This window comes from Flavimobilis marinus (assembly GCF_900113055.1).
Taxonomy (GTDB): domain Bacteria; phylum Actinomycetota; class Actinomycetes; order Actinomycetales; family Cellulomonadaceae; genus Flavimobilis; species Flavimobilis marinus.
This window is the reverse complement of record NZ_FONZ01000001.1, coordinates 524,350-547,551: the sequence shown is the minus strand read 5'-3', so window position 1 is coordinate 547,551 and position 23,202 is coordinate 524,350. Positions and strand designations below refer to the sequence as shown.

General features: G+C 73.6%; 21 protein-coding genes. 6 read left to right on the top strand and 15 right to left on the bottom strand.

Translation table 11 applies throughout. The features are described 5' to 3' along the window. Nucleotides 1-3 precede the first annotated feature (3 nt). From purN to pcrA, 9 genes are all read right to left on the bottom strand, one after another. Nucleotides 4-648, bottom strand: a complete 645-nt coding sequence (gene purN / locus BMZ30_RS02530) for a phosphoribosylglycinamide formyltransferase (RefSeq protein WP_093374757.1) — start codon at nt 646-648, stop codon at nt 4-6. A gap of 10 nt (nt 649-658) precedes the next feature. Further along, a complete protein-coding gene (locus BMZ30_RS02525; protein ID WP_143073112.1) occupies nt 659-2,194 on the bottom strand; it encodes a cell division protein PerM in 1,536 nt (511 codons plus the stop codon). A gap of 61 nt (nt 2,195-2,255) precedes the next feature. Then, entirely contained in the window at nt 2,256-4,037 is a 1,782-nt protein-coding gene (gene cydC, locus BMZ30_RS02520; RefSeq protein ID WP_093374753.1) for a thiol reductant ABC exporter subunit CydC, read from the bottom strand. Continuing rightward, nucleotides 4,034-5,737, bottom strand: coding sequence for an ATP-binding cassette domain-containing protein (locus tag BMZ30_RS02515; protein ID WP_093374751.1), 1,704 nt, complete (start codon nt 5,735-5,737; stop codon nt 4,034-4,036). The genes cydC and BMZ30_RS02515 overlap by 4 nt, the downstream gene beginning before the upstream one ends. Nucleotides 5,738-5,746: 9 nt before the next feature. Then, nucleotides 5,747-6,178 carry a hypothetical protein gene (locus tag BMZ30_RS02510; RefSeq protein ID WP_093374749.1) on the bottom strand — a complete coding sequence of 144 codons (432 nt, stop codon included), beginning with the start codon at nt 6,176-6,178 and terminating at the stop codon, nt 5,747-5,749. Between the two features lie 45 nt (nt 6,179-6,223). Next, complete coding sequence (locus BMZ30_RS02505; RefSeq protein ID WP_093374747.1) at nt 6,224-6,709, bottom strand: hypothetical protein; 486 nt, start codon at nt 6,707-6,709, stop codon at nt 6,224-6,226. 109 nt (nt 6,710-6,818) lie between these two features. Next, the gene (gene sucD, locus BMZ30_RS02500) at nt 6,819-7,709 is read right to left on the bottom strand and encodes a succinate--CoA ligase subunit alpha (protein WP_093374745.1); all 891 of its coding nucleotides are present in this window, start codon (nt 7,707-7,709) and stop codon (nt 6,819-6,821) included. A 34-nt stretch (nt 7,710-7,743) separates the two neighbouring features. Next, entirely contained in the window at nt 7,744-8,922 is a 1,179-nt protein-coding gene (gene sucC, locus BMZ30_RS02495; RefSeq protein WP_093374743.1) for an ADP-forming succinate--CoA ligase subunit beta, read from the bottom strand. A 103-nt stretch (nt 8,923-9,025) separates the two neighbouring features. Continuing rightward, complete coding sequence (pcrA, locus tag BMZ30_RS02490) at nt 9,026-11,485, bottom strand: DNA helicase PcrA (RefSeq protein WP_093374741.1); 2,460 nt, start codon at nt 11,483-11,485, stop codon at nt 9,026-9,028. A gap of 123 nt (nt 11,486-11,608) precedes the next feature. Between pcrA and BMZ30_RS02485 the strand changes: the two genes are divergently transcribed. The 4 genes from BMZ30_RS02485 to BMZ30_RS02470 all read left to right on the top strand — a co-directional run bounded on the left by BMZ30_RS02485 (nt 11,609) and on the right by BMZ30_RS02470 (nt 15,792). Continuing rightward, nucleotides 11,609-12,931, top strand: coding sequence for a sensor histidine kinase (locus BMZ30_RS02485; protein ID WP_143073111.1), 1,323 nt, complete (start codon nt 11,609-11,611; stop codon nt 12,929-12,931). Beyond that, the gene (locus BMZ30_RS02480) at nt 12,928-13,614 is read left to right on the top strand and encodes a response regulator (protein ID WP_093374738.1); all 687 of its coding nucleotides are present in this window, start codon (nt 12,928-12,930) and stop codon (nt 13,612-13,614) included. The genes BMZ30_RS02485 and BMZ30_RS02480 overlap by 4 nt, the downstream gene beginning before the upstream one ends. 127 nt (nt 13,615-13,741) lie before the next feature. Beyond that, entirely contained in the window at nt 13,742-14,656 is a 915-nt protein-coding gene (locus BMZ30_RS02475) for an ABC transporter ATP-binding protein (protein WP_093374736.1), read from the top strand. Further along, nucleotides 14,653-15,792, top strand: coding sequence for an ABC transporter permease (locus BMZ30_RS02470; RefSeq protein WP_093374734.1), 1,140 nt, complete (start codon nt 14,653-14,655; stop codon nt 15,790-15,792). Before BMZ30_RS02475 ends, BMZ30_RS02470 begins: the two co-directional genes overlap by 4 nt. A gap of 24 nt (nt 15,793-15,816) precedes the next feature. Here the strand turns inward: BMZ30_RS02470 and BMZ30_RS02465 are convergent, their stop codons facing one another. From BMZ30_RS02465 to BMZ30_RS02450, 4 genes are read right to left on the bottom strand one after another with little or no spacing between them, the layout of a single operon-like run. Next, nucleotides 15,817-16,302 carry a DUF456 domain-containing protein gene (locus BMZ30_RS02465; RefSeq protein WP_177191251.1) on the bottom strand — a complete coding sequence of 162 codons (486 nt, stop codon included), beginning with the start codon at nt 16,300-16,302 and terminating at the stop codon, nt 15,817-15,819. A gap of 26 nt (nt 16,303-16,328) precedes the next feature. After that, nucleotides 16,329-16,685, bottom strand: coding sequence for a hypothetical protein (locus tag BMZ30_RS02460; protein ID WP_093374732.1), 357 nt, complete (start codon nt 16,683-16,685; stop codon nt 16,329-16,331). A gap of 24 nt (nt 16,686-16,709) precedes the next feature. Next, nucleotides 16,710-17,420: a LuxR C-terminal-related transcriptional regulator gene (locus BMZ30_RS02455; protein WP_093374730.1), complete on the bottom strand. Its 711-nt coding sequence runs from the start codon at nt 17,418-17,420 to the stop codon at nt 16,710-16,712. Next, complete coding sequence (locus BMZ30_RS02450) at nt 17,417-18,697, bottom strand: ATP-binding protein (protein WP_093374728.1); 1,281 nt, start codon at nt 18,695-18,697, stop codon at nt 17,417-17,419. Before BMZ30_RS02450 ends, BMZ30_RS02455 begins: the two co-directional genes overlap by 4 nt. Before the next feature lie 170 nt (nt 18,698-18,867). Here BMZ30_RS02450 and BMZ30_RS02445 point away from each other — a divergent pair, with 170 nt between their 5' ends. Continuing rightward, nucleotides 18,868-20,307: a PspC domain-containing protein gene (locus BMZ30_RS02445; protein WP_093374726.1), complete on the top strand. Its 1,440-nt coding sequence runs from the start codon at nt 18,868-18,870 to the stop codon at nt 20,305-20,307. Continuing rightward, nucleotides 20,304-20,726, top strand: a complete 423-nt coding sequence (locus BMZ30_RS02440; protein ID WP_093374724.1) for a hypothetical protein — start codon at nt 20,304-20,306, stop codon at nt 20,724-20,726. Before BMZ30_RS02445 ends, BMZ30_RS02440 begins: the two co-directional genes overlap by 4 nt. 202 nt (nt 20,727-20,928) lie before the next feature. Here BMZ30_RS02440 and BMZ30_RS02435 read toward each other — a convergent pair whose 3' ends face one another. Beyond that, nucleotides 20,929-21,441 carry a hypothetical protein gene (locus tag BMZ30_RS02435; RefSeq protein WP_093374722.1) on the bottom strand — a complete coding sequence of 171 codons (513 nt, stop codon included), beginning with the start codon at nt 21,439-21,441 and terminating at the stop codon, nt 20,929-20,931. 172 nt (nt 21,442-21,613) lie between these two features. Further along, a complete protein-coding gene (guaA, locus tag BMZ30_RS02430) occupies nt 21,614-23,188 on the bottom strand; it encodes a glutamine-hydrolyzing GMP synthase (RefSeq protein WP_093374720.1) in 1,575 nt (524 codons plus the stop codon). Between the last annotated feature and the right edge of the window lie 14 nt (nt 23,189-23,202).

Genomic DNA, 23,202 nt, shown 5'->3' with positions numbered 1-23,202 from the left:
CCGTCAGCCGTGGCCGACGAGGGCGCGTCGGCCCTCGACCCGCAGGCCTTCGCGCGCCGCCCGCCCGACCCACGTCACCAGCAGCTCGCGCTCGGCGACCTTGATGCGCTCGTGCAGGCTCGCCTCGTCGTCGTCGTGGAGCACCTCGACCGCCGCCTGGGCGAGGATCGGGCCCGTGTCGACACCGGCGTCCACCACGTGCACGGTGCAGCCCGTGACCCGCACACCGTACGCCAGCGCGTCCCGCACGCCGTGCGCGCCGGGGAACGCCGGCAGGAGCGCGGGGTGCGTGTTGAGGATCCGCCCGCCGAACTCGTCCAGGAAGGGTGCGCCGAGGATCCGCATGAAGCCGGCCGAGACGACGAGGTCAGGCGCGAACACGCGCACCGCCTGCGCGAGCGCACCGTCCCACTCCGGGCGCGCGGAGAAGTCCGCCGGCCGCACGACGACGGTCGCGACTCCCGCGGCGCGCGCCAGGTCGAGGCCGCCGGCGTCGGGGCGGTCCGAGACGACGGCGACGACGCGCGCGCCGTACGCGGGATCCTCGTGCGCGGCGAGCAGGGCGGCGAGGTTGGAGCCCGCGCCCGAGAGCAGGACGACGAGGCGGGCAGGACCGTCGGCACGCGGCGACGTCGTGAGGGTCGGCATGGGACCGACCCTAGCGGGACGCGGCTGGGCCGTCCGTGCCGTCCCGCTCGTCGGCGTCGGGCTCGGCGGCGTCGGCCGCACCGCCGCGGGCTCCACCGCCGAGGACCGCCGGGGGCGAGGCGTCCGGGCCCGGCGGGCTCGGCACCGGGGGGGCCGGTATCGCCGGCGCTGACGGCGGGCTCGGCACGGACGGGGCCGACACGGGCGAGGGCGCCGTGCGCGACGTGCGCGCGGTCCGGGCGGTGCGCGGGGTCAGGGCGGTGCGCGCCGTCGGCTCCCCGGGAGCGTCCGTCGCGTCCTCCTTGGCGTCCCCGCGACGCAGGCGTCGCCATCCGGTGGTCACGCCGCGGCGCGTGGTGGGGTGCGCGAGCACCAGCAGGAGCAGCGCACCGACCGCGACCTCGCCTCCGACGACGAGCCCCACCACGAGCGGGTCCGCTCCGATCTCAGCCATGCGCCCCGGCCCCGCGGAGCCACCGGCGAGGTCCATCAGCACGGCGGTCGAGGCACCCGCCGTGAGCCCGATCGTCAGGCCGGCCAGGCCGACGTCGCGCCACCGCTCGGCCGCGCGGCGCACCAGCAGCGCTGCCAGCGCACCGGCGGCGGCCACCGCCGCGGGCCCGAGCAGCCAGAACGCACCGGGCAGCGACTCGGCCGGCATCGCGCCGAGGATCGGGAAGACCGGCATCGGGCCCATCACCACGTCGGTCGGCGCGAAGTGGCTGCCAGAACCGACGGCGAAGCCGGGCCCCGCGACCCAGGAGACAGCCCAAAGCACGACGTTGGGCACGAGGGTCGACTGACCGAGCGCGAGCGCGGCCGCGTCGAAGCCCGTGACGTCGAGCGCCGTGACCACGTCCATCGAGCGGGAACGGCCCATGAAGACCCACGCGAGCACGAGCAGGCTCGCGACGGCCACGACCATCGCCACGGCAGCGAGCCCGGCGCGGGCTCCCAGCCGCGCCGACGCGGGGACGCGCTCGAGCGCTCCCCACCACTGCGGCAGGTCCGGGCGGTCCGCGGTGCTCAGGAGCGCGGCCCCCGCGCCCAGCCCTGCTACGCCGAGCCCGCCCAGGACCGCAGACCCGAGCTGGGCGGCCCCGGCGAAGCCGGCCAGCAGCACGACGAGCACCGTCACGAGCACGTACGTCCCGACCGCGGCCCCGAGCGCCGACCACGTGCGCTGCGCGGTCCGGCGCGCGGACGCGTAGCAGGCCAGCACGGCGAGGGCCGTGAGGCCGATCGGGATCACGGACACCACGGACCCGGCGGTCACCAGCGGCACGCCGTGCGCCAGCAGCCACAGCCCGGCGCCGGTGACGACAGCCGCCGGCCACGAGGTCGACTCGTTGCCAGGGTCGGCCGACGTCGCCACGAAGACCGCGACCGCGGGCAGCACGACGACCGCGAGCGAGAGCACGGCCGCCTGCAGCGCAGCGAGCACGCCGGTGACCCACGACGCGGTCTCGTGCTCCGGCGTCGTGGCGTCGTCGATCACTCGCCGCCGCCGTCCGAGGACGGCGAGGGCACCGGTGGGGGCGCTCACCGTCCCATCGTCACCCGGGTCCGCACGGCTGGCGCAGTCCGACACGCGCGCGTGGGAGGTGTCACGGCGCGACGTCGCGCTCGCGGTCCAGGAGCCGGGCGTAGGCACCGCCCGCCGCGGCCAGCTCGGCGTGGGTGCCGCGCTCGACGACGCGCCCCTGGTCGAGGACGACGATCTGCTCGGCGTCCCGCACCGTCTCGAGCCGGTGCGCCACCTGGATGACCGTGCGACCGCGCGCGAGCTCGGTCACGGCAGCCTGGACGAGACCCTGGGTGGTGGCGTCGAGCTGGCTCGTGGCCTCGTCCAGCACGATCACCGGGGCGTCCTGCAGGAAGGCCCGGGCGATCGCGACGCGCTGGCGCTGCCCGCCGGACAGTCGCGCGCCCTGCTCACCGATCCGCGTGGCGTACCCGTCGGGGAGGCCTGCGACGACGTCGGTCAGGTGCGCGCGGGCGCACGCGGCGTCGAGCTCCGCCCGCGTCGCGTCGGGACGGGCGAGGCGGAGGTTGGCCTCGAGGGTGTCGTTGAACAGGTAGGGCCGTTGCGGCACGACGGCGACGGACCGGCGCAGCTCGGCGAGCGTGAGGTCACGGACGTCGACGCCGCCGAGGCGCACGGTGCCCGCGCCCGGGTCCCACGCGCGCAGGAGCAGCGACGTGACCGTCGACTTCCCGGCCCCCGAGGCGCCGACGAGCGCCGTCGTCGCCTCCGCGGGGATGGTGAGGTCCGCGTCCGCGAGCGCCGGCGTGGCGCTGCCGGGGTAGGTGAAGGTGACGCCCTCGAACGTGACGCCGAACGGCCCCTCCCCCGGCAACGAGCGAGGCGCGGGCGGGTCCGCGGTGGCCGGGGCGGCGTCCGCGACCTCGAGGACTCGCCGGGCGGAGGCGAACGCCTGGTCCAGGTCGCTGCTGAGGCCCTCGACCGCGAGCACCGCGGGGAACGCACCGAGCACCACGGCAAGGGTGACGACCAGCGCCGTCCATGACGTGGCGCCGTCGGCGACGAGCCCGGCGCCCGCCCAGGTGAGCGCGAGCAGCGTGACCGGGACGAGCACGCTGCTCGCGGCGCTGCGTGCGCCCCCCGCGGCGGCGGCCCCGCGCACGGCCCTCCCCGTGGCGTCGCCCCGGGCGTCGAGCTCGCGCAGCCGGCGCGCCGCGGCGTCGAACGCGAGGATCTCCCGGGCGCCCTGCACGGTGTCGGACACGTGCTGGGCCAGGTCGCCTCGCCCGGCGCGCAGGTCCCGGGCCAGCGCGGCCGACCGGACCGCCCGCCACCGGGGCACCACAGCGCCCGCGACCAGCCAGGCGGCCCCCGCGACCAGCGCGAGGACCGGGTGCGCCCACAGCGCGATGCCCACGGCGACGAGCAGCGGCGTCACGACCGCGGTCACCGCCGGCACGAGCGTGTGCGCGAAGAACACCTCGACCCGGTCGACGTCGCGCGTCACGCGAGCCAGCAGGTCGCCCGAGCGGCGCCCCTCGATCGCCGCGGGCGCCTGCGGCTCGAGCCGCTCGAAGAAGAACACGCGCAGGATCGCGAGCGCGCGGAACGCCACCGTGTGCCCGGTGAGCTGCTCGAGGTAGCGCGTGACTCCCTTGCCGACGGCGAGGGCGACCAGCAGCGCGACGACCCGTCCGGTGCTCGGGGCGTCCGGGCTGCCACCGACGCCGCCGGCGACGCCCCAGGCCGCGACGCCCAGCAGGCCGAGGCCGCACAGCTGCGTCAGAACCCGGAACACGAAGGATGCTGCGAGGGGTGGCAGGGTGGGCCGCGCGAGGCTCAGGAGCTGGCGGGCGTCGGCGCGGCGCTGGGCGCGGTCGGCCAGGCGTGGGGCGGCGCTCATCGGTCGTCTCCTGCCGTCGTCGGGCGCGCCACGTCCAGGAGCCGTCCGTCGCGCAGCTCGAGCACCCGGTCTGCGCCGGCCGCGGCCGAGGCCCGATGCGTGATGGTCAGGACCGTGCGGCCCCGGCTCGCACGCTCGAGCGCGTCGACGATCACACGCTCCGAGCCGAGGTCCACCTGGGCGGTCGGCTCGTCGAGGATCAGCAAGGGCGCGTCCCGGAGCACCGCGCGGGCGATCGCGAGCCGCTGGGCCTGGCCGCCGGAGAGCGACAGGCCACGCTCGCCCACCGCGGTGGCGAGCCCGGCGTCGAGCGCGCGCACGTCGTCGGCGAGCGCGGCGACGTCGAGCGCCTCCCACAGCTCCTCGTCGCTCGCATCGGGCGCGGCGAGCCGCAGGTTCTCGGCGATCGTTCCTGTGAACAGGTACGTACGCTGCGCGACGACCGCGACCTGGGCGCGCGCCTGCGCGAAGGACATGGCCGAGGTCGCGACCCCGCCGAGCCGCACGGTCCCGGTCTGCGGGAGCCACACCGCCTGGAGGAGGTCGGCGAGCGTGGACTTGCCCGCTCCGGACCGCCCGACGAGCGCGACCCGCTCCCCCGGTGCGAGGTGCAGGTCGAGGTCCGTGACCACGGCGGTGCCGTCGGGGTAGGCGAAGCACACAGCGTCGAGGTCGACGGCGATGCCCGCCGCGGTCCGCTCCGGCGCGGTGCGGCTCGGCGCCGGCTCCGCGACGATCGGACGCTGGGCGGCGAGCTTCTCGGCCTCGCGCTCCGAGGCCCGCCCCGCGAGCCCGAGGTAGAAGAACTGCCCGACCCGGTCGAGCGGCTCGAGGAGGAGCGTCGCGAGCAGGACGAGCGCGACGCCCTCCCCGGGCGTGATCGCGCCCGCCTCGACGCGGGTCATCGCGAGCCATCCCGTCAGCGCCACGAAGCCGAGCCAGAACGCGGCGTCCGCGACGAGGATGACCACCTGGTTGCCGCGCAGCAGCCGCATCACCGCCTGGCGCACCTCCTCGGACGCCGCGGCCAGCTCGCGCGCGCGCTGCTCCCCTGCGCCCAGGAGCCGCAGCGTCGTCAGCCCCTGGATCGCGTCGAGGAACGCGCCGGCGAGGCGGCGGGAGCTCACGCGGTACGCCGCCGACGACGCCCGGAACAGTCGTTGGAACCCGATGATGATCGCGGGCGCGACGGGGACGACCACCGCGAGCACGAGGGCGGTGAGCGGGTCGATCGCGACGCCGACGACGACGAGCACCACGACGGGGACCGTCACCGACGCGACGGCGGGACCGAGAAACGCGCCGCGGTAGGCCCCGACGCGCTCGGTCGCGTCCGTGGCGGTGGAGACGAGCCGACCCGTCGCGACCCGGGTGACGTCAGGCGGCCCGGCGGCGAGGAACGCGCGCATCACGCGGTGGCGCAACGTCTGCTCCACCTGCGCCTGGCGGCCTGCGGCTGCGCGGGCCACCCAGGCGGTCGCGACGCCGGCGACGAGCGCCGCGGCCACGGCCAGCACCATCTCACCGGCAGCCAGGTCACGGCCCGCGCGGATCGCATCGAGCGCCCGGCCGAGCACCAGGTAGACGACCGCGAGGGCGATCGTGGCGAGCCAGGTCACCAGCACCGGCGGCCAGAGGTCGCGGGTCAAGACGGGTAGCTGCGGTCCCCCGGCAGGCGCGGATCCGGGGTGCGAGGGCATGGATGCATCCTAGGCCGCGGGTGCTTCTCCGGCCTGTCCGCGCAGCGGCCGCGCGCACCAGTCGAGGGAGAGCCACGCGCCTGTCCCGGCGAGCGCCACCGAGACCGCCGTCCCCAGCGCCACGGGGCCGTCGATACCGCTGCGGAAGACGAGCGCCCATAGCCCTGCCGCCGCGACGGCCGCGACGATCGCCGCAGCGGGGCGCTCGACCGGACCCGCGGGCAAGGGCGCGAGGCGCACGAGAACCGGCGCAAGCAGCCCACCGAGGATCAGACCGACTGCCAGCCCCACCAACCCGCCGGCCAACCCCGAGCTCGACGACTGGCCGGCCGCGGCCCACACCACGACACCGGCGAACCCGCAGACGAACCCGCCCGCGGCGCCGAGGACCAGGCATCTCCGCACGACGGCGACGGTCGCGGCACTCCCCCTGCTGCTCATGCGGTGATCGTGCCAGGCGCGCTGCCGCGCGCCAGACCACAGGACCTACGAGGCCAGCGAATCGTCGTAGGTCTCCGTGCCGGGCATGGCGCGGTGGTCCCCGCGCACGGGGCGCAGCACCCACGGCAACGCCCACCAGGACATCGCCCCGGCCACGACCATGGAGACGACGGTGCCCGCGTGCAGCACCCAGGCCCCGCTCGAGACGACGAGCCACATCACGCCCGCCACGAGCACGCCCAGCGTGGCGACGGCGGGACGCTCGGCCGCGTGCGGGCGGCGCCGGGCCAGACGCACCATCACGGGCGCCACCAGTGCTCCAGCAGCGAAGCCGACGAGGGCGCCGACCATGCCCACGATCGCTGCGACGCTGAGGGCAGCGGCAGCCCCGGGCTCGGCGGCGACGCCACCGAGGAACGCCGCGACGAGCCCGGTCATGGTCCCGAGGAACAGCGCACGGCCGACGACGGCGACCCGCAGGTCCGAGTCAGGCGAGTCGGGGTGGCGCCGCTGCGCACGATCGCTGGTCATGTCGCGATCCTCGCACTCCGCAGCGCTGCGCGATGTCAGCACCCACATCGACGACGACGCCCGCCAGGTCGCGTGGACCGGGCGGGCGTCGTCGTGCGTGCGGTGCGACTCAGGCGGAGAGGATCTCCCGCATGAGCGCGGCCGTCTCGGACGGCGTCTTGCCGACCTTGACGCCGGCGGCCTCGAGGGCCTCCTTCTTCGCCTGGGCGGTGCCCGACGAGCCGGAGACGATCGCGCCGGCGTGGCCCATCGTCTTGCCCTCGGGGGCGGTGAAGCCCGCGACGTAGCCGACGACCGGCTTGGTGACGTGCTCGGCGATGTAGGCCGCCGCGCGCTCCTCGGCGTCGCCGCCGATCTCGCCGATCATGACGATGGCCGCGGTCTCGGGGTCCGCCTCGAACGCCTCGAGGGCGTCGATGTGGGTGGTCCCGATGATCGGGTCGCCGCCGATGCCGATCGCGGTCGAGAACCCGAAGTCCCGCAGCTCGTACATCATCTGGTACGTCAGCGTGCCGGACTTCGACACGAGGCCGATCTTGCCGGCGCCGCTGATGTTCGCCGGGATGATGCCGACGTTGGACAGCCCCGGGCTGATCAGACCGGGGCAGTTCGGCCCGATCAGGCGCACGCCCTTGGCCTGCGCGTACGCGAAGAACTCGGCGGTGTCCGCGACGGGCACACCCTCGGTGATGATGACGACGAGCGGCACCTGGGCGTCGATCGCCTCGATGACCGCGGCCTTGGTGAAGGCGGGCGGCACGAAGATGACGGAGACGTCCGCGCCGGTCTGGGCGACGGCGTCGGCGACCGAGCCGAACACGGGCACCTCGACGTGGGAGTCGCCCTGCGGGAAGGACACCGAGGTGCCCGCCTTGCGCGGGTTGACGCCGCCGACGATGTTCGTGCCCGAGGCGAGCATGCGCGTGGTGTGCTTCTGCCCCTCCGAGCCGGTCATGCCCTGGACGATGACCTTGGAGGCCTCAGTGATGAAGATGGCCATGTTTCGCTGCTTCTCTTTTCTTGTCCGGGCCGGCTCAGGCGTTGGCCAGCTCGGCGGCCTTGTCGGCCGCGCCGTCCATGGTGTCCGCGAGAGTGACGAGCGGGTGGGCGGCCTGCGTGAGGATGCGGCGGCCCTCCTCGACGTTGTTGCCGTCGAGACGCACGACGAGCGGCTTGGTGGCCGCGTCACCGAGGATCTCGAGGGCCTTGACGATGCCGTTGGCGACCGCGTCGCAGGCCGTGATACCGCCGAACACGTTCACGAACACGCTCTTGACCTGCTCGTCGCCGAGGATCACGTCGAGGCCGTTGGCCATGACCTCGGCGGACGCGCCGCCGCCGATGTCGAGGAAGTTCGCGGGGCGCACGCCACCGTGCTTCTCGCCCGCGTAGGCCACGACGTCGAGGGTGCTCATGACGAGGCCCGCGCCGTTGCCGATGATGCCGACCTCGCCGTCGAGCTTGACGTAGTTGAGGCCCGACTCCTTGGCCTTGGCCTCGAGCGGGTCCGTCGCGGCGGCGTCCTCGAGCATGCCGTGGTCCGCGTGGCGGAACTCGGCGTTCTCGTCGAGCGTGACCTTGCCGTCGAGGGCGATGATCTCGCCGTCCTCGGTGAGCACGAGCGGGTTGACCTCGACGAGCGTCGCGTCCTCGCCCGCGTAGACGTCCCAGAGCTTGCGGATGACGTCCGCGACCTTCGGGGCGATCTCGGCGTCGAACCCGGCGGCGGCCACGATCTCGGCGGCCTTGGCCTGGTCGATGCCCACGCGCGGGTCGACGGGCACCTTGGCGAGGGCGTCGGGACGCTCGACGGCGAGCTGCTCGATCTCCATGCCGCCCTCGACCGAGCACATGGCCAGGTACGAGCGGTTGGCGCGGTCCAGGAGCACGGAGAAGTAGAACTCCTGCGCGATCTTGGCGCCCTCGGCGATCATGACGGTACGGACGACGTGGCCCTTGATATCGAGGCCGAGGATCTCCTCGGCGCGCTCGGCGGCCTCGTCGGCCGACTTGGCGAGCTTGACGCCGCCCGCCTTGCCGCGGCCTCCGGTCTTGACCTGGGCCTTGACGACGACGACGGGAGAGTTGCCCCGTCCGATCAGTTCCTCGGCGCCCTTGCGAGCCTCTTCGGGGGTCGTCGCGATGACGCCGCCCAGCACGGGGACGCCGTGCTTCTCGAAGATGTCGCGCGCCTGGTATTCGAACAGGTCCACCCTGCTGTGTCCTTCCATCGGCCGGCTGCAAAACTGTCTCGACGTCGAGACACCTTCTTTAGGGTAGTCCGGTTCTGCGGATCGTGAGACCAGAGCGCAAGCGTCAGAGCTTCTCGACCGGCGAGTACCGCAGCAGCAGTCGCTTGACCCCGTCGGCGCCGAAGTCGATCTTCGCGACGGCGTTGCGCCCGGCACCCTCGACGACGACGACCGTGCCGAGGCCGTAGGTGTCGTGCGTCACGCGGTCCCCGACCTGCAGCGACGGGATGTCCTCGTCGGCCTTCGCGGCCCCGGAGCCGAACGACGGCGACGGCGGGACCTTCGAGCGCGTGACCGGACCGGACCGGCTGCCGATCGCCGTGCCCTCGTCGTCGTGGCGGCGGTTGCCCCAGCCACCGCCATACCCGCTGCCGCCGGCGCGCAGGGTCGCCATGGAGGACTCCCGGCGGCGCCAGTCGAGCAGGTTCTCCGGGATCTCGTCGAGGAACCGGCTCGCGGGGAACTCGTTGGCCATCCCCCACGCCGACCGGACCGCGGAGCGCGACAGGTACAGCCGCTCGCGTGCCCGCGTGATGCCGACGTACGCGAGCCGCCGCTCCTCGGCGAGCTCGGCCTCGTCGTGCAGCGAGCGCATGTGCGGGAACGTCCCGTCCTCGAGGCCGGTGAGGAACACGACAGGGAACTCGAGCCCCTTCGCGGTGTGCAGGGTCATCAGGGTCACCATGCCCTGGTCCACCACGGGCTTGCCGTCGGCGTCGCCCGCGGCGTCGTCGGCGCTCGGGATCTGGTCCGAGTCCGCGACCAACGAGACCCGCTCGAGGAAGTCCGCGAGGTCGCCCTCGGGGTCCGCCTGGGTGAACTCGGACGCGACCGCGTGGAGCTCCGCGAGGTTCTCCACCCGCGAGGCGTCCTGCGGGTCCTCGCTCGCGCGCAGCTCCGCGAGGTAGCCCGTGCGGTCGAGCACGGCGGCGAGGACCTCGGCCGGGCGCGCGCCGGAGTCCGCGAGCGCCCGCAGGTCCGTCATCAGCGCGGCGAACGTGCGCAGCGGGTTGAGCGAGCGTGCGGTGAGGCCCGCGATCTCGTCGACGCGGTCGAGCGCGGCACCGAACGACACGCGCTCGCGTGCAGCAAGCCCCGCCACGGCGGCTTCGGCCCGGTCGCCCAGCCCGCGCTTGGGGACGTTGAGGATCCGGCGCAGGTTGACGTCGTCGTCCGGGTTGGCGACGGCGCGCAGGTACGCGATCGCGTCCTTGATCTCGCGGCGCTCGTAGAAGCGTGTGCCGCCGACGACCTTGTAGGGCAGCCCGACGCGGATCAGCACCTCCTCGAGCGCACGCGACTGGGCGTTGGTGCGGTAGAACACCGCGACGTCGCCGGGCCGCACGCCGTCAGAGTCGTGCAGCCGGTCGATCTCCTCCGCGACGAACCGGGCCTCGGCGTGCTCGTTGTCCGCGACGTACCCGACGATCTGGGCGCCATCGCCCGAGTCGGTCCACAACCGCTTGGGCCGACGCTCGGGGTTGCGGGCGATCACCGCGTTCGCGGCCGAGAGGATCGTCTGGGTGGAGCGGTAGTTCTGCTCGAGCAGGATGGTGCGGGCCTGCGGGTAGTCGGCCTCGAACTCGAGGATGTTACGGATGGTGGCCCCGCGGAAGGCGTAGATCGACTGGTCGGAGTCGCCGACGACCGTGAGCTCGGCGGGCGGAAGCGCGCCGCTCCCGTCGCCGGTGAGCTCGCGGACCAGCACGTACTGCGCGTGGTTGGTGTCCTGGTACTCGTCGACCATGATGTGCCGGAACCGGCGCCGGTAGTGCTCCGCGACGCCGTCGAACTGCTGCAGCAGGTGCACGGTGGCCATGATGATGTCGTCGAAGTCGAGCGCGTGCGCTGCCTGCAGGCGAGCCTGGTAGCGCGAGTAGGCGCTCGCGAGCACCGCGTCGAACGACCCGTCGTCGGCGCTGTTCTGCGCCGCGAAGGCCTCGGGGGTGACGAGTTCGTTCTTGAGGTCGGAGACCTTGTTGAGCAGCACCTTGGGCGGGAACTTCTTCGGGTCGAGGTCGAGCTCGCGAGACACGAGGGTCATCAGCCGCTGCGAGTCCGCGGCGTCGTAGATCGAGAAGCTCGACCGGAGCCCCAGGTGCTCGGCCTCGCGGCGCAGGATACGCACGCACGCGGAGTGGAACGTGGAGATCCACATGCGCTCGGCCTGGGGGCCGACGAGCGCGACGACACGCTCGCGCATCTCGGCCGCAGCCTTGTTGGTGAACGTGATGGCTAGCACCTGGCTCGGGTACGCGCGCCCCGTGGCGAGGAGGTGGGCGATGCGGTGCGTGAGCACCCGCGTCTTGCCCGAGCCTGCGCCGGCGACGATGAGCAGGGGTGAGCCACCGTGCAGCACGGCCTCGCGCTGCTCGGGGTTGAGCCCCTCGACGAGCGCGTCGGCCGCGACGCCGCCCACGGCCGCGTCGTCCTCCTCCACGAAGCGGGGAGCGACGCGCGGCAGGCGCGCGGTCTCGAGGTCGCCGAAGCCCGGCAGGGACAGGGAGTCGAAGAGCGATGTCATAGCCCCTCCAGGGTAGGTCGTCGCACCGACACGGCGGACCGCGCGTCGGCGACGGGACTGTGACGACCACCTCCGCCTCGTGGGGGAGGCGCCCGGCAGTCCGCGACCGTTACGGTGACGGGCGTGAGCGTCGCACGAGTCCACCCCTCCGCCGCGCCGGCGGACCACGTCCCTACCGACCCGGACTCCCCCGACTGGCGGCGCCCAGCGGCGGACGCCCAGGGCCTCCAGGCGGACGTCGGGATCGCCGTCGCGCTGTTCGGGGCGTCGGTCGGCTCGCTCGTGCTCGGCCGCGCAGCCGGGATGTACTCCGAGCCCGCCGGGATGCCGCTGTCCATCGCGGTGCTCGCGCTGATCGTGCTACCCCTCACCTGGCGCCGCCGGCGACCCAGCGCGGTCGCACTCGTGATCGCTGCGGCGTTCGTGGCGCTCGGCGAGCTCGCCGTGCCCGAGACCACGATCGCGAACATCGCCCTGTTCATGGCCCTGTACACGGTCGGCGCGTGGGAGCCGGACCGGCGCCGCGCGGTCTGGGTCCGCGGCGCCGTGATCGCCGCGATGGGGCTGTGGCTGCTCACGTCATTCTTCCGCGCCAGCACCCAGGAGATCGACCTCGAGGGGCCGGGCGTCGGTGCCCTCACCCCCTTCGCGGCGTACATGCTCATCCAGGTCCTCATCAACGTGCTCTACTTCGCGGGCGCCTACTGGTTCGGCAACCACGCCTGGGCGGCCGCACGGCAGCGGGCCGTCACGGACCGCCGGACCTACGAGCTCGAGGCCGAGCGGGCACGTACCGCCCGGCAGGCCGTGACGATCGAGCGGCTCCGCATCGCCCGGGAGCTGCACGACGCCGTCGCCCACCACGTCTCCCTCATGGGCGTGCAGGCGGCCGCCGCGCGGGCCCTCCTCGCCGTCGACGCGGCGCAGGCCGAGCAGCAGATCGAGGCGCTCGAGGAGTCCTCGCGCAACGCCGTCGCCGAGCTCTACAGCCTGCTCGGCACGCTGCGCGACGCCGAGCCCGAGGATGCCCCGACCGCCACGCTCGGCGTCGACCAGCTGCCCCAGCTCGTCGCCGACGCCCGGGCCGCCGGCCTGCGCGCCGACCTCCAGGTCGTGGGCGACCCCCGTCCGCTGCCCCCGCTCGTCTCCCTCAACCTGTTCCGCATCACCCAGGAGGCGATGACCAACGTGGTCAAGCACGCCGGGCCGGGCACCCGCACCCACGTCCGCCTGCGCTACACCGACAGCTGGGCCGAGGTCGAGGTGTCCGACGACGGGCGCGGACGCCCCGGTCCCGCGCCGAGCGGCGGCCTCGGGATCGCCGGCATGCGTGAGCGCGTCGCGAGCCTCGCGGGCGAGATCCACGTCGGCCCGCGTGCGGACTCCGGCTTCGTGGTCCGCGCCGGCTTCCCCACGGCGCCGGCGCTCGCGGCGGACCCGCGATGACCGCACCGGTCCGCGTCGTCCTCGTCGACGACCACGCCCTCATGCGCGAGGGCATCGCCACCATCCTGTCGCTCCAGCCCGACCTCGAGGTCGTCGGGCTCGCCGGGTCCGGCGAGGAAGCCCTCGACCTGGTGCGCGCCACGGCGCCCGACGTCGTGTGCATGGACGTCGAGATGCCCGGCATGGGGGGCCTCGAAGCCACGCGGCAGCTCGTGGCCGACCCCGAGATCCACGCCTGCGTGCTCATGCTCACGACGTTCGAGCGCGAGGACTACCTCCTCGCGGCGCTCACGGCGGGCGCGAGCGGGTTCCTGCTGAAGAACTCCCGGCCCGAGGCGCTCGCCGCTGGTATCCGCACCGTCGCCTCGGGCGACTCGCTGCTGTCGCCCGAGGTCACGCGCGCCGTGATCGAGCGGGCCGTGGCCGGGCCCGCCACGGTGCCCGAGGCGGCGAGACCCACCCTGACCGTCACCGCGCCCGCCGCGGCCTCGAGCCTCACCGAGCGCGAGCGCGAGGTGCTGCGGCTGCTCGCCCAGGGGCTGTCCAACGAGGAGATCGCCGAGGCGCTGTTCGTCGGCCGAGCGACGATCAAGACCCACGTCTCGAACATCCTGCTCAAGCTCGCCCTGCGCGACCGCGTGCAGGCGGTGGCCTTCGCCTACCAGCACGGTCTCGCGTCCTGACGCACCTCCCCCATATGGGGGAGCGCGAAGTTCCGCCGCAGCGGGGAGGTGCCGACCACCCCGGCTCTCCTAGCCTCGAGGCGTGGCGCTGATCCTGCGCCCCAGGTCCACGAGCTAGGAGCCCCGCATGCTGAGCCTCAGAGGTGTCCACAAGAGCTTCGGCGCCCATCGCGCCCTGCGCGACGTGTCGTTCGACGTCGCCCGCGGCCGCCTCACCGGGTTCGTCGGCGGCAACGGCGCAGGCAAGACGACCACCATGCGGATCGTCCTCGGCGTGCTGAGCTCCGACGGCGGCGACGTCACCCTCGACGGCGCCCCGGTCACGGGCGACTCGCTGCGCAGCTTCGGGTACATGCCCGAGGAGCGTGGCCTCTACCCGAAGATGGAGATCAGCGAGCAGCTCGCCTACCTCGCCCGTCTGCACGGCATCGACAAGGCCGCCGCGACCAAGCGCGCCGACGACCTGCTCGATCGCCTCGGGCTCGCCGAGCGACGCAAGTCGCGCCTCGAGGAGCTCTCCCTCGGCAACCAGCAGCGCGTGCAGGTCGCCGCGGCCCTCGTGCACGACCCCGACGTCCTCATCATGGACGAGCCGTTCTCCGGCCTCGACCCGCTCGCCGTCGACGAGGTCGTCACCGTGATCGCGGAGCACGCCGCGCGCGGCATCCCGGTCCTGTTCTCCTCCCACCAGCTCGACGTCGTCGAGCGGCTGTGCGACGACCTCGTCATCATCGCCGGTGGCGAGATCCGCGCCGCCGGGAGCCGCGAGGAGCTCCGCGCCGCGCACCACGGCGACCGGTACGAGCTCGAGACCACGACCGACGCCGGCTGGGTGCGCGCCGTTCCCGGCGTCGTCGTCGACGAGCTCGCCGCCGGGACCGTCGTGTTCCGGTCGGACAAGGCCACCGCCGAGGGAGTGCTGCGCACCGCGGTCGGCCACGGCGGAGTCAACGCTTTCCGCCCCCTCCAGCCCACCCTCGGCGAGATCTTCCGCGAGATCGTCGTCGACTCCCCCACCACGAACGAGGAGGACGCAGCGTGAGCACGCTCGCCACCACCCAGCCGGCCCCCACCCGTCCCGCCCGGCGCGCCCTGTCCCCGTGGAGCGCGACGCTCCTGGTCGCCGAGCGCGAGATCCTCGCGCAGGTGCGCTCGAAGTCCTTTCTGATCTCCAACGCCATCACCCTGCTCCTCCTGCTCGGCGGCATCGTGCTCTCGAGCGTCCTGGGCGGCGGGGACGACGACGCGACGCCGGTCGCCGTCGTCGCGGGCGTCTCCACCGCCGAGGTGCTCGGCGACGCCGAGACGATCGAGGCGGTCCCGGCGACCGACCGCGGCGCCGCGGAGGACCTCGTCCGCTCGGGCGAGGTGGACGCAGCGATCGTCCCTGACGGCTCCACGCCCCTGGGCTATGCGGTCCTCGCGCTCGACGACACGCCCACCGAGATCGTGCAGCTGCTGTCGGTCGCGCCCCCGGTGGAGCTGCTCGAGCCCAACGAGACGTCGTCGGGCATGCGCTCGATCATCGGCCTCGGGTTCGGCCTCGTGTTCATGATGACCGCCGTCGGTTCCGGCGCGATGATCGTGCAGAACACGGTCCAGGAGAAGCAGTCGCGCATCGTCGAGATCCTGCTCGCCGCAGTCCCGGCGCGTGCCCTGCTCGCCGGCAAGATCCTCGGCAACTGGGTGATCGGCGTCGGATCGGCCGCTGCGCTCGCCGCGACCGCCGCGCTCGGTCTCGCCCTCACGGGTCAGACGGACCTGCTCGACACGCTCAGTGCACCGCTGATCTGGTTCGTGGTGTTCTTCCTGTTCGGCTTCGTGCTGATCGCCAGCATCTTCGCCGCCGGCGCTTCGCTCGTGTCGCGTCAGGAGGACACCGGGACGGTCATGACCCCGGCGATGATGCTCGTCATGCTCCCCTACTTCGGGGTCGTGTTCTTCGCGGACAACGAGACCGTCATGACGGTGCTTTCCTACGTGCCCTTCAGCGCCCCGGTCGGCATGCCGGTACGGATGTTCTTCAACGAGGCCCAGTGGTGGGAACCGCTGATCTCCCTGACCATCCTGCTCGCGACCACCGCCGTCGTCGTCGCGCTCGCGAGCAAGATCTACACCAACTCGCTGCTCAAGACCGGCTCGCGGGTCTCCCTGCGCGACGCGCTGCGCGGCGCCTGAGTCGGCGGGCGTGGGTGGTCGGGCTCAGGTGACGACGAGCCCGACCACCCACGCGCCGGTCGCGACGAGCGCACCGGCCAGCTCGATGAGGATCGTGAGGCCGGTCGCCCGGAGCGCGACCTTCGTCGCCCGCCACGCGTCCGGGTGCGACCCGAGGCGCATGCGCTCGGCGAGGTACACGCCGCCGACGAAGCCGACGAAGAGCCCCACGACCGGGATCACGAAGAACCCCACGATGGCGGCCACGCCGCCCCAGACGATCGCGGAGCCCGGCACCTTCTCCCGGCGCAGATGAGCCCCGGCGACGACGTACTTGCCGATCGCCGACGCCACGATCGCCGCGACGGCGACCCCAAGCACGACCCACGCGGCCGTCCCTCCGGTCACGACGGCCCACACGGCGATCGCGGCCACGATGATCAGCGACCCGGGCAGCACCTGCACGACGACGCCGAAGAGCCCGAACGTGATGGCGAGGCCGACGAGCACCTCGAGCAGAGCAGAGTCCATGGGCTCACTCTAGGCAGCGCGGCAGGTCACACGCCGTGCGTGGTCCCCCACACGACCGCGAGCGCCACGTTGACGACGACGAGGCCGAGGATCGTCCCGAGATAGCCCTTGGTCACGCGGTCGCCCTTCTTCACCCCGAGCACGACGAGGACCGTCACGACGATCGTCACGAGCAGCTTGATGCCGATCTTGACGTGGTTGAGCTCGCCGTCGCCCATCTCCGCCATGCCGACGAGCAGCAGCCCGGTGACGAGCGCGGTGAGGGCGGCGTGCAGCGCTCCCTTCGGCACGACCGGCTTGCGCAGGTGGGCCAGCACCGAGCCGAGCAGCATGGCCCAGCCGAGCAGGTGGAGGACGAGGATGATCTTGTAGGCGATGTCCATGGCCCCGATGGTAGGCCGGATCTCTCAGAGCAGGCGCCGCGCCGCCGCCCAGCGCGTGAGCTCGTGCCGAGACGACAGCTGGAGCTTGCGCAGCACCGCGGAGACGTGAGTCTCGACGGTCTTGATGGAGATGAACAGCTCGCTGGCGACCTCGCGGTAGGAGAACCCGCGGGCGATCAGCCGCATGACCTCCTGCTCGCGCGCCGAGAGGCGGTCGAGCTCGTCGTCGTGCACGGCGAGGTCCGCGGGCGCGGTGCCGAAGGCGTCGAGGACGAACCCGGCGAGGCGCGGCGAGAACACCGCGTCCCCCCCGGCCACCCGGACGACGGCGTCGCTCAGGTCCGGGCCCGAGATCGCCTTCGTCACGTAGCCGCGGGCGCCAGCGCGGATGACGGCGACGACGTCCTGCGCGGCGTCGGAGACCGAAAGGGCGAGGAACGTCGTCGATCCGCGCAGGTGCGCGAGGCGCGTCAGGACCTCGGCCCCGCCGCCCCCCGCGCCGCCGGGCAGGTGGACGTCCAGCAGCACGACGCGCGGCACGTGCGCGCCGATCACCTCGACCGCCTCGTCGACCGTCGCGGCCTCCGCGACGACCCGCACGCGCTCGTCGAGCGAGGCGCGCACGCCCGCGCGGAACATCAGGTGGTCGTCCACGAGGACGACGTCGACGGGCAGGTCAGGGACGGCCGCGTCGTCGGGCGTGCGGGGCGTGCGCGGTGTGGCTGGCTCGGTCATGCGCCTCTTCCGTTCTCCGTGCTCGGCTCGTGCGGGACGCGCAGGTGCACCTCGGTGCCTCGGTCCGGGCTGCTCGTGATCGTCGCCTCGCCCCCGCGGCGGCGGACGCGGCCGAGCACCGACTCTCGCACACCGAAGCGGTCGGTCGGGATCGCGTCGACGTCGAAGCCGTCGCCGCGGTCGCGGACGAAGACGTCGATGCTGTCCTGCCCGACCTCGAGGTACAGCGAGACGGGCGGCGCCCCGTGCGCCACGGCGTTCACGAGGGCCTCGCGCGTCGCCTGCAGCAGGGCGGTCGTGGTGGCCGACGGCGCGCAGTCGCCCACGACGACCGTGTCCACGGCGACGGCGGGTCCCCCGCGCCCGGCGCGCCCGTCCTCGACCTCGGCGACCACCGCGCGCAGGTCCGCCGCCACCGACGTCCCGGCGACGGGCCGGTCGCTGTACAGCCACTCGCGCAGCTCCCGCTCCTGCGCGCGCGCGAGCCGGGCGACCTGGTCCGCGTCGCCCGAGCCGCGCCGGATCAGCGCGAGCGTCTGCAGCACGGAGTCGTGCAGGTGCGCCGCGATGTCGGCCCGCTCGGACTCGCGCGCCCGCGCCTCGCGCTCGAAGCGCAGCTGGGCGCCGAGCCGCAGCCACCACGGAGCGAGCACGATCGCCACGCCGCCGAGCACCGCGACCGCCGCCGCGCCGGACGTCACGAGCGCACCCACCGGCTCCCCCCGCCCGACCAGCAGGAGCACCCCGACCAGCACGAGCACGACGCCGGCCACGAGGCGCACCAGGCCGCCCGGCGTGCGCCCGCCCGACAGCAGGCGCCCGCGCTCCACCTTGTCGAGCTGGCTCCAGGCCAGGCCGACGCCCGCGAGGACGACGAGCACCGGCAGCACCCACCGCACGTCGACGCGCATCCCGTTCCGCGAGGCGACCAGCAGCACGGCGCCAGCGAGCAGCAGCACGGCGACCGCGACGTCGGTCAGCGGCAGCGCCCGGGCCCGCTCGACCACGAGGCCACGGCTGAGCTTCTTGCGAGCCGCAGGCGCGGTGTCGCGCGCGACGTCGGCCGCGTCCCCGGACGGGATCGACACCCACCAGAACACGTAGAGCGCGAGGCCGACCGGGCCGGAGAGCGCCAGGAGCGCGAGCACCGCGCGCACCGCGGCCACGGGTACGTCGAGGTGGACGGCCAGCCCGGCCCCGACGCCACCGACCCAGCGACCGCTCTCGGGCCGGCGCAGCGGCAGCCGGTCGGGCGGGGCGAGCGTCGGGGAGGCCATGGATCGATCTTCCTCTGTCCCGAGGCCTGTCGACCACCCTCGCACGCCATGACCAGGGTCGGGTCAGGGTCGCTCCCCCGTCCCGGGCCGGGCGCCACCGACGCAGATCAGGGTCGGATCAGGGGGATGCCTGATGGTCGGCGGCATGGTCGGGAGCGCAGGCTGGAGCCATGAACGAGAACGACTCCGCGACCGGCCAGACCGGCGCACCGTATCCTCAGGGCGCCCCTGGACCGCAGGGCGCAGCCGGCCCGCAGGGTGCACCCGGCCCTCAGGGCGCAGCGACGCCCGGGCTGCAGCAGTTCTTCGCGACGATCCGTCGCCAGGGCATCGTCCGCACCGAGGACCGATGGTTCGGTGGCGTCGCGGGTGGCATCGCCCGCCGCCTCGGCATCGACGTCACGGTCGTGCGCGGCCTCCTGGCACTCACGCTCCTGGTCTCCGGCGCGGGCTTCGTCGTCTACGCCCTCGCCTGGGTCCTCCTGCCGGAGGAGAAGGACGGGCGCATCCACGCCGAGGAGACCCTCCAGGGCCGGTTCGACGGCGCCGTGCTCGGTGCCGGACTGGCCTTCGTCCTCGGCATCACCTGGGGCGGCCAGGACTGGCTCGGCTGGAACGAGGGGGCCTGGTTCAACGCGCTCGTGTGGATCGCGGTGAACGTCGCGATCATCGGGCTCGTCTGGGTCGCCGTCCGCGACCACCAGCGGGCGAAGAACGCCGGCGCACCGGGGTGGACCCCCGCAGCAGGCTCAGCCGCCGACGGCGCCGGAGCCTGGGCCGCGACGTCCGGCTACCCGACGACGTCGACCCACCCCACGCCGCCGATCTACCCGACCCCGTCCGCCACCACGTCGGACACGGCGCCGCCGGCAGCCACCAGGCCGACCTGGGCCGCCGCGCCCGGCCCCGCCTGGGTGCCGCCGCCCGTGGTCGTGCCGGCGCGCAGCGGACCCGGTGCCACGACGGTCGGTGCCGTGTTCGGCGTCACGGCCCTCACGGCCGCGGTGCTCCTCGGTCTCAGCCGCACCGGCGCCTACGACGGCCCCGTCGCCCTGCCCGCGATCGCCGCGTTCATCGGCCTGTGCGGCGTGGGCATCGTCGTCGCCGGGCTGCGTGGGCGCACCAGCGGGTCCCTGTCGTTCTGGGCGGTCATCGCCTGCCTGTTCGCGCTGCCGACGGCCGGCCTGCAGCAGGTGGACCTCGACTGGGGCGACGCGACCCGCGTCGGTGTCGGGGACGCGACCTTCACACCGGCCAACGTCTCCAGCGCCGAGGACGGCTACGTCATGGGCGCCGGCAACTGGACGATCGACCTGCGGGAGCTGCCGGCGGCCTGGTCGGGCGCGGTCGAGATCCCGGCGTCGTTCGGCGCAGGCGAGCTCGAGGTGATCGTGCCGGAGGGCACGGCGTGGGAGGCCGACGTCGCGCTCCTCGCCGGGAAGGTCTCCGTGCACGACAGCGACGGCGAGGTCCGCAAGACCCAGGACGGCGTCCTGCACCCGGGACTCACGTTCGCGAGCGCGGACGTCGAGGCCGGCGCCACCCCCACCGTCGTCCTGGACCTCCAGGGCGGCGCCGGCGAGATCCGCATCATCGAGGAGGAGTCATGAGCACCACCCCGCACCCGGACCCGGACCCGAGCGACCGCACGGAGCCCCGCACCCAGCCGATCGGCACCACGGGCGCCTACGCCGGGTCGACCGGCGGCTCCGGTTCCCCGGAGGCCACGAGCCCCATGGGAGTCCCGGCGCACACCGGGAGCCCGACCAGCGCCACGGGCAGCACCGAGCACAGCTCTGGGGGTGCGAAGGACGCCGACCAGCGCCGGGAGCCACGGGTCGCGACGATCGTCTGGGGGCTGATCCTCGTCGCCGTCGCCGCCGGGGTCCTCGCCGTCGCCCAGGGATACCGGATCGACGCGGAGCTGGCCCTGATCGTGGGGCTCAGTGTCGCCGGGCTGCTGCTGCTCCTCGGGTCCCTGGCCACGGCGGCCCGCCGCCGCCGTCGCTCCTCGGACCTCCCCGGCTGACCCTGCCCCTCTGCCCCAGCCCTTGCCCCGACACCCCGAGAGAGCACACTCCTGCTCGGCTTGCCCGATCAGGAGTGTGCTCTGTCCGCGCAAGCGGGGCGCGCGTGCCGGCTGCGGGCACCGGGCACCGGGCACCGCGCAAGGGCACAACGAAGGAGCCGCACCCCCGAGGGGATGCGGCTCCTTCGTTGATCAGCGTTGATCAGGCGTTCACGGTCTCCCGAGCGGCGGCCGGTGCGGCAGTAGCCGGGGCGCTCGCGAGGACCTTGAGCGAGTAGCCGATGAGGATGAACATGAGGCCCAGGCCCATCACCAGGGCGGAGACGCCGTAGGCGACGACCGAGGTGAAGAGCGAGGCGCGGAGGAACGAGCCGTTCATGACCGAGGTGCGCTGGGCCTTGACCTCGGCGACCTCTTCCTCGGTGGCGCCGGCCTTCTCAAGCTCCTTGGCCTTGTCACCGAGCTCGGCGTAGGTCAGGCCGCCGGAGCCGGCGAGCGCGTGCTTGTTGATGACGCCAGCCTGGGCGTAGGCCGTGAACGGGCCGCCAACCTTCTTGCCGGCGAGCATGTCCGCGTCCGCGGAGATCGTGATGTTCTCGTCCTTGAGCTGACCGGTGATCATGCCCCACACAGCGCCACCGGCGATGATGAGCACGAGACCCGCGATCATGGAGACGATCCCGATGATGGCGACTGGCTTCTTGGTGTTCGACATTTCTAATTCCCCTCTTCGGCCGGAGCGGTTGCGCCGGTCAGCGTGTCTTGCGATGTCACCAACGTACTGACGCCGCAGGGCCTCCTCGCGGGACCTTTGACTCACATGCAACCGCAGAGGCCCCCGCGCCCGCGTGACGGCAGTCACACGCGCGCGGGGGCCTCCGGGGGACCTACTCCCACTCGATCGTGCCCGGCGGCTTGCTCGTCACGTCGAGGACGACCCGGTTGACGTCCGCCACCTCGTTGGTGATGCGCGTCGAGATGATCGAGAGCACGTCGTAGGGCAGGCGCGTCCAGTCCGCCGTCATCGCGTCCTCCGAGGACACGGGGCGCAGCACGATCGGGTGCCCGTAGGTGCGCCCGTCGCCCTGCACGCCGACCGAACGCACGTCCGCCAAGAGCACCACGGGGCACTGCCAGATCTCGCGGTCGAGCCCAGCCTTGGTGAGCTCGGCGCGCGCGATCGCGTCGGCCTTGCGGAGCGTCTCGAGGCGCTCGGCCGTCACGTCGCCGACGATCCGGATGCCCAGCCCGGGGCCCGGGAACGGCTGCCGCCAGACGATCTCCTCCGGGACGCCGAGCTCGAGCCCGACGGCGCGGACCTCGTCCTTGAACAGGGTGCGCAAGGGCTCGACGAGCTGGAACTGCAGGTCGTCCGGGAGCCCGCCGACGTTGTGGTGGCTCTTGATGTTCGCGGCACCCTCGCCGCCGCCCGACTCCACGACGTCGGGGTACAGCGTGCCCTGGACGAGGAACTTGACCTCCTCGCCGTGCTCGCCGGCCTCCTCGACGACCTCGCGCGCGGCGGCCTCGAACACGCGGATGAACTCGCGGCCGATGATCTTGCGCTTGGTCTCGGGGTCGCTCACGCCCGCGAGCGCGTCGAGGAACTGCTCCCGGGCGTCCACGACCTTGAGCTGCACGCCGGTGGCCGCGACGAAGTCCTGCTCGACCTGCTCGGCCTCGCCCTCGCGCAGCAGCCCGTGGTCGACGAACACGCAGGTGAGCTGCTCGCCGACGGCGCGCTGCACGAGCGCGGCCGCGACCGACGAGTCGACGCCGCCGGAGAGGCCGCAGATGACGCGGGCGTCGCCGACCTGCGCGCGGATGGCCGCGACCTGGTCGGCGATGACGTTGTCCGCCGTCCAGTCCGGCGCGAGGCCCGCGCCGGAGTAGAGGAAGTTCTCGAGGGCGTCCTGCCCGAGCGGCGAGTGCTTGACCTCTGGGTGCCACTGGACGCCGTACAGGCGACGCTCGGTGTGCTCGAAAGCCGCGACGGGCGAGCCGGCCGACGTCGCGAGGACCTCGAAGCCCTCGGGTGCGGCGTGCACGGCGTCGCCGTGGCTCATCCACGTGGTCTGGTGCTCGGGCGAACCGTGCAGCAGCGCACCGGCCCGGCAGACCTCGACCTGCGTCCCCCCGTACTCGCGCGCGCCGGTCTGGGCGACCTCTCCGCCGAGGGCCTTGGCCATGGCCTGGAAGCCGTAGCAGATGCCCAGCACGGGGACGCCGGCCTCGAACAGGGCGGGGTCGACGAACGGGGCACCGGCGGCGTACACCGACGCGGGGCCGCCGGACAGGATGATGGCGGAGGGCCGCTTGGCGAGCATCTGCTCGGTCGTCCACGTGTGCGGGACGATCTCCGAGTAGACGCGGGCTTCACGAACCCTGCGGGCGATCAGCTGCGCGTACTGCGCGCCGAAGTCGACGACGAGGACGGGACCAGGGGTGGGTGAGGACGTCACCGCCCCAGGATAGT